The sequence below is a fragment of the Microcystis sp. LEGE 08355 genome, assembly GCF_015207185.1.
Taxonomy (GTDB): domain Bacteria; phylum Cyanobacteriota; class Cyanobacteriia; order Cyanobacteriales; family Microcystaceae; genus Microcystis; species Microcystis panniformis.
The window spans coordinates 1-10,722 of record NZ_JADEXI010000109.1 but is presented as its reverse complement, the minus strand read 5'-3'; the positions used below and the strand labels follow the sequence as shown (position 1 = coordinate 10,722).

9 protein-coding genes are annotated in these 10,722 nt (G+C 44.7%); 3 read left to right on the top strand and 6 right to left on the bottom strand.

The genetic code is table 11. From position 1 onward, the window contains the following. Window positions 1-156: 156 nt before the first annotated feature. Window positions 157-846, bottom strand: a complete 690-nt coding sequence (locus IQ242_RS07920; RefSeq protein WP_012267801.1) for a lecithin retinol acyltransferase family protein — start codon at window positions 844-846, stop codon at window positions 157-159. An 80-nt stretch (window positions 847-926) separates the two neighbouring features. Here IQ242_RS07920 and IQ242_RS07915 point away from each other — a divergent pair, with 80 nt between their 5' ends. Both IQ242_RS07915 and IQ242_RS07910 read left to right on the top strand, forming a co-directional pair. Continuing rightward, window positions 927-1,160, top strand: coding sequence for a hypothetical protein (locus IQ242_RS07915; protein WP_002771307.1), 234 nt, complete (start codon window positions 927-929; stop codon window positions 1,158-1,160). A gap of 22 nt (window positions 1,161-1,182) precedes the next feature. After that, window positions 1,183-1,677, top strand: a complete 495-nt coding sequence (locus tag IQ242_RS07910; RefSeq protein ID WP_193959585.1) for a phosphoribosyltransferase — start codon at window positions 1,183-1,185, stop codon at window positions 1,675-1,677. Window positions 1,678-1,758: 81 nt separating this feature from the next. Here IQ242_RS07910 and cydB read toward each other — a convergent pair whose 3' ends face one another. Together cydB and IQ242_RS07900 are read right to left on the bottom strand one after the other, a co-directional pair. Further along, the gene (gene cydB, locus IQ242_RS07905; RefSeq protein WP_002792975.1) at window positions 1,759-2,772 is read right to left on the bottom strand and encodes a cytochrome d ubiquinol oxidase subunit II; all 1,014 of its coding nucleotides are present in this window, start codon (window positions 2,770-2,772) and stop codon (window positions 1,759-1,761) included. An 8-nt stretch (window positions 2,773-2,780) separates the two neighbouring features. Next, complete coding sequence (locus IQ242_RS07900) at window positions 2,781-4,208, bottom strand: cytochrome ubiquinol oxidase subunit I (RefSeq protein ID WP_190721829.1); 1,428 nt, start codon at window positions 4,206-4,208, stop codon at window positions 2,781-2,783. Window positions 4,209-4,560: 352 nt separating this feature from the next. Here IQ242_RS07900 and mnmG point away from each other — a divergent pair, with 352 nt between their 5' ends. After that, complete coding sequence (mnmG, locus tag IQ242_RS07895) at window positions 4,561-6,468, top strand: tRNA uridine-5-carboxymethylaminomethyl(34) synthesis enzyme MnmG (protein WP_193959583.1); 1,908 nt, start codon at window positions 4,561-4,563, stop codon at window positions 6,466-6,468. 408 nt (window positions 6,469-6,876) lie between these two features. Here mnmG and IQ242_RS07890 read toward each other — a convergent pair whose 3' ends face one another. From IQ242_RS07890 to IQ242_RS07880, 3 genes are all read right to left on the bottom strand, one after another. Then, window positions 6,877-9,948 (bottom strand): tetratricopeptide repeat protein, encoded by a 3,072-nt coding sequence (locus tag IQ242_RS07890; protein WP_193959582.1) that lies wholly within the window; start codon window positions 9,946-9,948, stop codon window positions 6,877-6,879. A gap of 125 nt (window positions 9,949-10,073) precedes the next feature. Continuing rightward, window positions 10,074-10,304, bottom strand: a complete 231-nt coding sequence (locus IQ242_RS07885) for a type II toxin-antitoxin system death-on-curing family toxin (RefSeq protein ID WP_228020879.1) — start codon at window positions 10,302-10,304, stop codon at window positions 10,074-10,076. 4 nt (window positions 10,305-10,308) lie between these two features. Continuing rightward, entirely contained in the window at window positions 10,309-10,533 is a 225-nt protein-coding gene (locus IQ242_RS07880) for an AbrB/MazE/SpoVT family DNA-binding domain-containing protein (protein ID WP_228020878.1), read from the bottom strand. Between the last annotated feature and the right edge of the window lie 189 nt (window positions 10,534-10,722).

Below are 10,722 nucleotides of genomic sequence, written 5' to 3'. Positions count from 1 at the left end.
ATTTTGAGGTAGTCAGTTACCTAATTTTCAGGGAAAAAGTACCTGAATTTTACCCCCGATCACTCCAATGGTCAGCACTTTTTGAGGGAAAAAAGTCTAAAAGCCTTATCCAACAAGGTTTTTAGATTTATTCAGCCAACCCTACTTACATCCAGACTAACCGTTAGCAATCACCAGACTTTTAAGAACATTTTCGGTCATGGCCGCTATTTGATCCAATTGTTCCTGATGGCGTTTTGCCTGTTTTTTGGCTTCTACCTTGCGTTTCAGGGCTTCCCGGGCTAAATCATCGCGATTTCTGCTTAAAGCTTCGATCGCTACTCGATTCCATGTTTCTGCTTCTTGAATGGCTTTTTTGTACTGGGGTTGAATTTCATCCCAACTGACCTTAAGATTGCTTAAAGCCCCTTTTAACAGGGTTTGGGCATTGTTGGGGTCGGCTCCGATGAGGGATTTTTTCAGAGGTTCGTAGAGTCCCACCGCTTGTAAATGGGTAATAATCGGGATAAATTCTTCTATCTGTTGACTTTTGCTAATACCGGTCTTACACCAAGTGGCAAAATGTTCGCAGTTGTTAAAAAGAAGATTATATTTCTGCTCCCCCAGACGACTTAGCGCCCTTTCTACCACCACATCGGGGATAAAGGAAAATCCCACCTCTACATGGCGCACCACATAGATTTTACCGCCCCTAGCAAAGGTTTCTAGGGAAGTTCGTTCAACAATCTCGCTCGGTTTTCGGTAATGAATGACGCTACCATCACCGCAATCGATGCCATGATGGGCATAAACACCCTGAAGATTGAGCAATTCCCGATAGGCGTATATTTGATCCCCTCTAGCCATATTTTTTTAGTGATAAAGTAAACAAGGAGATTGTCTATTGACCCAGTTTTTCTAGTTATTACTCTTATATTTTAGAGATTATGGATGCTTTTAGTCCCTTTCCCCCTGACTGGACAGAGAATGCTGTTCACGCCTACAATTTTTGTTGTCCTTACTGTGGGGCAAAAGCTAAAGAAGCTCAGGCCGTTTGGATCAATCGCCGCGCTCCCGTTTTAGGAGAAGATTCTCGACGTAAATGGCAGGAATTCTATCATTGTCAATGCGATCGAGTTTGGTGGGCCTGGAGTAGTGATCGACCTGCCGAAAATAAGTAATTCTGAATCGAGAATGGAAAATATGGCCGATGTCTATGTTTCTTGGGACGAATACCATCGTCTGATCGAAAAATTAGCGGTAAAAATCGATCGTTCTGGTTGGCAATTTGCTCAGATTGTCTGTTTAGCTAAGGGAGGATTGCGCGTCGGTGACATTCTCTGTCGTCTTTTTCGTCAACCCCTAGCCATTCTCTACGCTGCTTCCTACGGGGGGGAAAATCATCAAATTCGGGGAGAATTAACTATTTCCTCGAATTTAGCCATGATCGAAGCCAAATTAAAGAGTCCCTTGTTATTAGTGGATGATTTAGTCGATTCGGGAATTACTCTCCAAAAAACCTCGATTTTATTGCAGGAAAAATACGGGATTACCAATATCAAAACTGCGGTGATCTGGTACAAAGCGGCATCAAGAATCAAACCTGACTATTATGTGAAATATTACCCCGATAATCCCTGGATTCATCAACCCTTCGAGCGTTACGAATTAATTACACCCAAAGATCTCCTAGAGTAAATACAGTTTAGCATCAGCTTAGAGAGTTTCCCTTTAAAAATACCACCAAAGAAGATTCATGTCTGAAATCGGCAACCTCATCTATTCTCCGTAGGATTCAGCAGTAATTTTACCCCGAAAAACGATGTAATTATAAACTGTATAGGCTAGTAAAATTGGGATTAAAAAACCCACAAAAGTCAGCATAAACACCAAAGAACTAGGGGCGGCCGCCGCTTGATAAATTGTCACGGACGGGGGAATAATATCGGGAAAAATCAACAATCCCAAACCGATAAAAGAGAGCATAAACAGCAATACTGTCCAGACCATGGGGGTGTTTTCTTCCTTTAGTTGCAAACTCCGCAGTAATAAACCCAGTAAGACCACAGCTAAAATCGGGATGAGGATAAAAATGTAAATTAGTCGAGGGTCAAATAAACGCTGACGAATATGGTCAGAAAGCAGCGGCGTACTGATAGTGATAAAGATAGCACCGATAAAAGTGGTAATAGCGGCAATTTTTGCCGTTTTATAGTGAACTTCCTGTAAATTCCCCGTAGTTTTCAGAATCAGGTAAGTGGAACCCACTAAAACATAAGCTTGGATTAAAGTTAAAGAAACTAGAATCGATCGCCATGTTAACCAATCAAAGGGACCGCCGGCAAAATGACCCAATTCATCGACCTTAATCCCCTCAAAAACCGCACCAAGGGCGAATCCTTGCCCCAAAGCGGCCAAAAAACTGCCGAGTCCGAAGGCATAATTCCAGAACAACTTGCGACGAGAATGTTCACGAAACTCGAAGGAAACAGCCCGAAATAACAGCCCCACCACCATAATCACTGCCGGCAGGTATAAAGCGTTTAAAATTGTCCCGTAAGCTAGGGGAAACGCCCCAAACAGGGAACCACCCATCAAGACAATCCAAGTTTCGTTAGCATCCCAAACATTGCCCAAACTGGTCATTAAAATACTGCGACGCTTCTCGGAGGAGGAAGTCAGGGAAAGAATTCCCACCCCCAAGTCAAAACCATCGAGAAGGACGTAGAGAAACAGGAATAAACCCAGAATAAAAAACCAAATTTGCGGCAAAAAATACTGTAACGGTTCCATAGTTCCTCCTATTGTTGCGCTTCTAGGGAACGAGGATTTAGTTCTGGTGAGGTCACTTTTTCCTCTTGAGTCCCCGGCAGTGGTAAGTTAAGATTGGGTCCCTGACGGATAATAAGACTGCCAAAATAGAGAGCAGAAACCAAGAAAACGACATAAATCGCTGTAATTCCGATTAAAGAAGTTAAAATCTCGCCTGCGGGCAGTTTAGAAGCAGCATCCACCGTCCGGATTTGATTGTAAACCGTCCAGGGTTGACGACCGACACAACGGACAATCCAACCGGTTTCAACCGCAAGATAACCCAGAGGGGCCGCAAAAACCCAAGCGCGTAGTAACCATTTTTGACTGTCGATTTTTTCGTTAGATAATTGACCGCGCAGCCATTGCCCGACAGTTACAGCCATTAAAGACGCAAGAAAAAGACCGATAGCGACCATAATCCGGAAGGAATAATAGATTAGCCCCACCATGTGCGGTCTGTCTTCGTATTTCCACGTTTTTAAGCCGAGAACAGGTTCCGATAACTTGGGTTTTAATTCCAAAAGATAACCCAAAGCATTAGGAATCTTCACTTCCCAGCTATTTGTCTCCGCTTTATCCTTGGGTAAAGCAACCAAACTCCAACCGGCAGTTTCTCCCGCAGGAATGGTTTCCCATTGCGCTTCCATGGCGGCTAATTTAGCCGGTTGATAGTGATACACTTGTTCGGCACTAAGATGACCGACAAAAATTTGCAAGGGGGCGATAACAATCGCTAGAGTAAGAACAATTTTGAGAGAACGACTAAAAAAGCTAATGTGACGTTTATTGAGCAAATACCAAGCACTAATCCCACCAATGACGAATAAAGAAGTTTCCAGGGTAGCGAAAAACATATGCAGGAAACTATTAACCATGAAGGGATTGAGAATCGCTTGTAGGTAATCTTGAACGATAAATTTACCATCCACGAAGATGCCACCGGCGGGGGTTTGCAGCCAAGAATTAGCGGTTAAAATCCAGAAAGTGGAAAGATTAGCCCCGAAAGCGACGAGAATTGTCGCTAGGAAGTGAATTAACGGGGGAACTCGTCCCCAACCAAACAGCATAATTCCCAGAAAACTAGCCTCTAGCATAAAGGCCATGGTTCCCTCGAAACCGAGGATAGTTCCGAAAAAGTCCCCCACCGCTTCCGAAAAAGGCGCCCAATTCATGCCAAACTGGAAGGCCATGGGTAAACCAGAAGCAACTCCAATGCCGAAATTGAGAATGTAGAGTTTTGACCAGAAGCGAGCGTGATGATAGTAGTCAGGATTGCGGGTTTTTAGCCATAATCCTTCGACAATGACTAGATAAATGCCCATACCAGTGGTTAACACCGGCCAAAGCATATGGAAAATAGCGGTGATGGCGAATTGTATCCGCGACAAAGCAACGGGATTGGCAAGTAAATCCATGATTATAATCTTTAAACGATCGTGAAGATAAGTAGGTGGGTGGAATTAAATATAAGATGAACGTAGGTTGGGTTGAAGCATGAAACCCAACGCCCGATTATGTTACGCTACCGCTAACCCATCCTACAAATAATTGTGCCTCCCTACTTATGATAAGCACCTATAATACTTAGCCAGTAATACCCTGAAAAGGCAAGGGTAAATAGGGATTATATAGATTGTTTTTAGATTTATGCGATCGCTTTGGTGTTAGTCAATGACTTAGTTAGTATTCTTGTATTATATTGGGAGGAAAACTCAGAAAAATTGCTAGAATATTAGCCTGATTAATTAATTTTCCCCTCGATCGAGTATGACTTTCTCCTCAGCCGCAGACTTTCAAGATGAATTTGATGTCATCGTCGTCGGGGCGGGCCATTCCGGCTGTGAAGCGGCCCTAGCTTGCGCCCGTCTCGGTTGTCGTACCCTTCTCCTCACTCTTAATCTCGATAAAATCGCTTGGCAACCCTGTAACCCCGCCGTCGGTGGTCCGGCTAAATCCCAATTAACCCACGAAGTGGACGCTTTAGGCGGCGAAATTGGCAAAATGGCCGACCGCACCTATCTGCAAAAACGGGTTCTTAATGCCTCTCGCGGACCGGCAGTCTGGGCCCTACGGGCCCAAACCGATAAACGGGAATACGCGGCGGTGATGAAAGGTATCGTCGAAACCCAGGCAAATCTGGTTATTCGGGAAGCCATGGCCACAGACCTGATTTTAGGGGCAAATGAGCAAGTTTTAGGAGTAGAAACCTATTTCGGCACTTGTTTCGCCGCTAAAGCCGTCATTTTAACCACTGGCACTTTTTTAGGCGGCAAAATCTGGATCGGCGGCAAGTCTATGGCCGCCGGACGGGCGGGCGAATTTGCGGCGGTGGGTTTAACAGAAACCCTAAATCGTCTCGGATTCGAGACCGGTCGCCTAAAAACTGGCACTCCTGCCCGTGTGGATAAGCGTTCGGTGGATTACTCCCGCATGGAACCGCAACCGCCCGATGACGAGGTGCGTTGGTTTAGTTTTGATCCGGAGGTGTGGATCGAACGGGAACAAATGAACTGTCATCTCACCCGCACCACGGCGGCAACTCATCAATTAATCAGAGATAATTTACATTTATCCCCCATTTATGGCGGTTTTATTGACTCCAAAGGACCGCGTTATTGTCCTAGTATTGAGGATAAAATCGTCCGTTTTGCCGATAAAGAAAGTCATCAAATTTTTATTGAACCGGAAGGGCGCGATATTCCCGAACTTTATATCCAAGGCTTTTCAACGGGACTGCCGGAAAATGTTCAATTAGCAATGCTGCGGACTTTACCCGGTTTAGAAAACTGTGTGATGTTGCGTGCTGCCTATGCAGTGGAATACGATTATTTACCGGCAACTCAGTGTTATCCAACCCTGATGACGAAGAAGATTGAGGGGTTATTTTGTGCGGGACAAATTAACGGCACAACCGGTTATGAAGAAGCGGCAGCCCAGGGACTGGTGGCGGGGATTAATGCGGCACGGTTTGCTTTAGGAAAAGAGTTAATTGTTTTTCCCCGGGAGGAAAGTTATCTAGGAACTTTGGTCGATGATTTGTGTACTAAGGATCTGCGGGAACCCTATCGAATGTTAACCAGTCGTTCCGAATATCGCTTAGTATTGCGCTCGGATAATGCCGATCAAAGATTAACACCTTTAGGGCGAGAAATTGGTTTAATTGATGACCGGCGTTGGCAATTATTCCAAACGAAACAGACTAATATTATCGCTGAAAAAGAACGCCTACACGAAACGAGAATTAAAGAACGGGATGAGGTGGCAATCGCCATCGTTAAGGATACGGAACAAAAAATCAAAGGTTCTCTCTCTTTAGCGGATTTACTGCGTCGTCCTAGCTTGCATTATCTCGATCTCGATCGCTATGGTTTAGGTAATCCTGATTTAAATTTAGCCGAAAGAGAAGGGGTAGAAATTGAGATTAAATATTCCGGTTATTTGAAGCGACAACAAAATCAAATCGACCAAATTAGTCGCCACAGTAACCGTCATTTATCCCCCGATATTGACTACATGAAAATCGAAACTTTGTCAATGGAATCCCGGGAAAAATTAACAAAAATTAAACCCGCCACCATCGGCCAAGCCTCGCGAATTGGCGGAGTCAATCCCGCCGATATTAACGCTTTATTAGTGTATTTAGAAATGCGGCAGATGTCGGCAGTTAAAAGTTAGGAAATAATCCTGATTATCAGCGATTAAGAGTTATCATCGGCTGCTTAATTAGGGTTTGCTGAATAAATGTGAAATGTAGGCAAGGTAAGGGTTTTGTGGCTTTTCTCGCGAAACAGGTGCAAGATTTTGAGAGAATCATGCTTCAAAACCTTGCGTCTTCATCGGCCCGCCTCCTGTAGGGGCGAAGCATTCGGGCAATAACCTATCGGTGAAACCGTAGATTTTCTATCCGAATGCTTCGCCCGTACTTTTTCAGCAAACCCTAAGTGGGTGGGTGGAATTAAATATAAAATGAACGTAGGTTGGGTTGAAGCATGAAACCGTTCGGCTGAGCTCACAGCCGAAGCCCAACGCCCGCATGGGTTACGCTACCGCTAACCCATCCTACAAATAATTGTGCCTACCTACTTAATTAGCAGCCCCAATCAAAATAAAGGGCGACCAAAAATAAGGATGGCTTTTAATTTGACTCAGTTTGGCCTTTTGCATGGCTTCACTTTTAGTCATACCATTCTTGAGATTTTGATAAAATTGGGTCATAATTTCCGCACTGGTATTATCTTCAGCACTCCAAAGACTGGCAATTACTGATTTAGCACCGGCTCTTTCTAAGACGTAAGCAAGTCCTGAAATTTCCTGGCCGTCTGCGTTGGCTTCTTTGGCGGTTTGACAAGCACTAAGAGTGATTAATTCGGTATTTTTTAAGCCTAATAATGCAGCATCGGCGATGTTATATTGCTCTTTATTGGCGAAAAGAATAGTATTAGCTTGCATATCCAAATTAGGACAGCCAGCACGCTTAAAACAGCCATGAGTTCCTAAGTGTAAAATCGAGAAGCGAAAGGCTTGTTTTTTGAATATATCTAGAGTTGCGTTTGTGCCGAGATATTTTTCACTTCCCGGAAAGATTTTGCTGATAGTTTCTGCTTCTATTTCTGTGCCTTTAAGTTCTTCTTGGGTGGGTTTAGGGTTAGCAAATGCTAGACCTTGTAAGGGTTTTCTTTCGGTCGCGGGAGGGGTAGATGTGGAGATACGAGTTAAATAATAAATTGGATATTTTTCTAGGAGAACTTGGTCATTTTTCTTATCGTAGAGGGTTTCAAAGGGAATATAGCGCAGTTGTCCGGTAGCGATGATGGCGATATTTTTTGGGGAACTGGTGGCGATTTGTGACTCAATGGGACGGATTAAAATCTCGTACAATTTACTACCGGTAACGAGGTAGTCGGCATTTTTATAGTCGGCTAATTGGTTGTGGTATTGACTGACAAGTTGATTAAAATCATCGCGTTTTGCATCGCTCTGAATAACGATTAATTTTTCTCTAGTAACGAGAAATAGGGCGACTTTATCGCGGAGGGGAACGGGTTGAATGACGAGGGTATCAGGAGCGATATTTTTCTGGAGTTGGGCGATGTCAGTGGGTTTAGTTTCAAAAAGTTCAGCAATTTCGGGATATTTTTCTCCGATAGTTTCCGCATTTTTATACACTTTTTCCTCGAATTGTCGGAGCTGTTGTGCCAGTTCTTGGGAGTATTTATCCTGTAGTTGTCGGCGCATTCCTTCGAGTTGTCGATTGTCGGTGTTCCAGTTATCAAGTGCTTTTTGTGCATCGGGATCGGCAACTTTGGCATTAATCAGGCGATTGTAATCGGCGAGATCGGCAGTAGTGGCGAGGTTAAGCCATTGAAAGGCTTTTTCTGGTTGATTTTGTTGGATGAGGACTTCGGCGAGGGTGATTACCGGAGTTTGATTCTCATTAGCGGCTAAAAAATCCTTGCGATCATCGCGGGATAATTCGCTACGGGTTTTTAAAGTAATGTTTAGGGATGCTTCTAAATTATCGATCGCTTTTTGGTACTGTCCGAGGGATCGGTAAGCGATTCCTAAATTGCCTAAAGAAGCGGCTTCTCCAGAGCGATCGCCGATCTCCCTCGCGATGGCTAAAGTCTGTTGAAGGTACTCGATGACTTTCTGATACTGTCCGAGGGATAGGTAAGCGGCTCCTAAATTGCCTAGAGAATAGGCTTCCCCCCGTCGGTCGCCTAACTCCCTCGCAATGGCTAAAGACTGTTGAAGGTACTCGATCGCCTTTTGGTACTGTCCGAGGGATTGGTAAGCGTTTCCTAAATTTCCTAAAGAATTGGCTTCCCCTTGGCGATCGCCGATCTCGCGGGCGATAGTTAAATGCTGTTGCTGGTACTCGATCGCCTTTGGGTACTGTCCGAGGGAACGGTAAGCGATTCCTAAATTGCCTAAAGAAGCGGCTTCTCCAGAGCGATCGCCGATCTCCCTCGCGATGGCTAAAGACTGTTGATGGTACTCGATGACTTTCTGATACTGTCCGAGGGATAGGTAAGCGGCTCCTAAATTGCCTAGAGAATAGGCTTCCCCCCGTCGGTCGCCTAACTCCCTCGCGATGGCTAAAGACTGTTGATAGTATCCGATCGCTTTTTGGTACTGTCCGAGGGATTGGTAAGCGTTTCCTAAATTGCCTAAAGAATTGGTTTCCCATTGGCGATCGCCGATCTCCCTCGCGATCACTAAGGACTGTCGAAGGTACTCGATCGCTTTCTGATACTGTCCTAGTGAGTTGTAAGTGTCGCCTAGATTGTTTAAAGAATTGGCTTCATTGGAGCGATCTTTAATCTTCCTCGCGATAGCTAAAGACTGTTGCTGGTACTCAATCGCTTTCTGATACTGTCCCAGGGAATCGTAAGCAACCCCTAAATTGCCTAAGATTTTGGCTTCACTTCCTTGATCGCCGATCTCCCTAGCAATGCTTAAAGACTGTTGATAGAACTCGATCGCTTTTTGGTACTGTCCGAGGGATTGGTAAGCGTTTCCTAAATTGCCTAAAGAATTGGTTTCCCATTGGCGAGCGCCGATCTCCCTCGCGATCACTAAGGACTGTCGAAGGTACTCGATCGCTTTCTGATACTGTCCTAGTGAGTTGTAAGTGTCGCCTAGATTGTTTAAAGAATTGGCTTCCCCAGAGCGATCGCCGATTTCCTTATCTATGGCTAAAGACTGTTGATGGTACTCGATCGCTTTTTGGTACTGTCCGAGGGAACGGTAAGCGAGTCCTAAACTACTTAAAGAAAGCGATTCCACCTGCCGATAGTCTAACTCCCTCGCGATGGCTAAAGACTGTTGATGGTACTCAATCGCTTTTTGGTACTGTCTGAGAGAGTCGTAAGTAAGTCCTAAAGCGCCTAAAGAAAGCATTTCCCCTTGGCGATTTTTGATTTCTCGATAAATCTGTAAGGCTTTTTCCCAAGATTGTAATGCTTCCCGAAATTGACTGGTTTGATATTGTTGAATACCTTGTTGTAAAAGCCTATCTGCTTCGGCTTTCCTCGCGTTTGTATTTTGCGCCATCACCGCAGGGATGAGAGGGGGTAGCTTCCCGTTAACAACTGGTAGGGTGACGGTAGCCACTAGAGAAAGGGTAAGTAAGGCGTAAATTTTGGGATTCATAGTTATTTCCGCTATCAGTTATTAGTTAATACACCTCATCATGAGTTCCAATGTTAATCAAAACTATTCTATCTGTTGGAATTTTCTCGTCTTGTTCTAAATAGAAAATGATGCGGCAATCATAACTACTTCCCATCTACAAAAGGGTGATTCTTGACAATCCCATAAGCGTAGGCTGCTGCCAAAGAAGCCATGTCAGGAGGCGACTTAGAATAAGCCAGAAGATTTTGCGGTCGGGAAAGTGCGCTTTCTAGCAACCCCTCATCTCGAATACCCTCTAATCCACCATGCTCGGCTATTTGGCGGTGATGAATCGCGAGAGCTACCCCATCAGCTATCCAGATTAGCTGGTTCATGAGCCTAAGTTGCCAGCTTTCTCAAAACATTCCAGTCTTCGCGCATCACTTCCTCCGCCACTTCCATTTGCTGGACAAATTCGGGGTCGTAGGGTGTAAGCTCAAAGCCATTCGGCGTTTCCAAGAGGTAGAGCACATCGCCTTTACTAAGGCGCAGCTTCTCCACCAACTCTTTCGGGAAAATCACCCCCATAGAGTTCCCTACCGTTGTGACTTTTAACTTAATCATCGTTTTTTGACTGAGTAAATATATCAACCCACATTCCGCACCCTAAGTGTCACAACGTCTCGAACCCACATTCCGCACCCTAAGTGTCACAACGTCTCGAAAGAGGAAGATGCCTGAGTCAAAATACTTATCTAGAGGAGTGAGTTGGCGGCAAGCTGCCAGCAACTAAGCCGAAAATTTCAGAGTTCC

Excerpts from the sequence above, each read along its gene's own strand:
- IQ242_RS07915 (WP_002771307.1), top strand. The coding sequence starts at position 927 with ATGGATGCTTTTAGTCCCTTTCCCCCTGACTGGACAGAGAATGCTGTT.
- IQ242_RS07880 (WP_228020878.1), bottom strand. The coding sequence starts at position 10,533 with ATGATTAAGTTAAAAGTCACAACGGTAGGGAACTCTATGGGGGTGATT.
- mnmG (WP_193959583.1), top strand. The coding sequence starts at position 4,561 with ATGACTTTCTCCTCAGCCGCAGACTTTCAAGATGAATTTGATGTCATC.
- IQ242_RS07885 (WP_228020879.1), bottom strand. The coding sequence starts at position 10,304 with ATGAACCAGCTAATCTGGATAGCTGATGGGGTAGCTCTCGCGATTCAT.
- IQ242_RS07900 (WP_190721829.1), bottom strand. The coding sequence starts at position 4,208 with ATGGATTTACTTGCCAATCCCGTTGCTTTGTCGCGGATACAATTCGCC.
- cydB (WP_002792975.1), bottom strand. The coding sequence starts at position 2,772 with ATGGAACCGTTACAGTATTTTTTGCCGCAAATTTGGTTTTTTATTCTG.
- IQ242_RS07890 (WP_193959582.1), bottom strand. The coding sequence starts at position 9,948 with ATGAATCCCAAAATTTACGCCTTACTTACCCTTTCTCTAGTGGCTACC.
- IQ242_RS07920 (WP_012267801.1), bottom strand. The coding sequence starts at position 846 with ATGGCTAGAGGGGATCAAATATACGCCTATCGGGAATTGCTCAATCTT.
- IQ242_RS07910 (WP_193959585.1), top strand. The coding sequence starts at position 1,183 with ATGGCCGATGTCTATGTTTCTTGGGACGAATACCATCGTCTGATCGAA.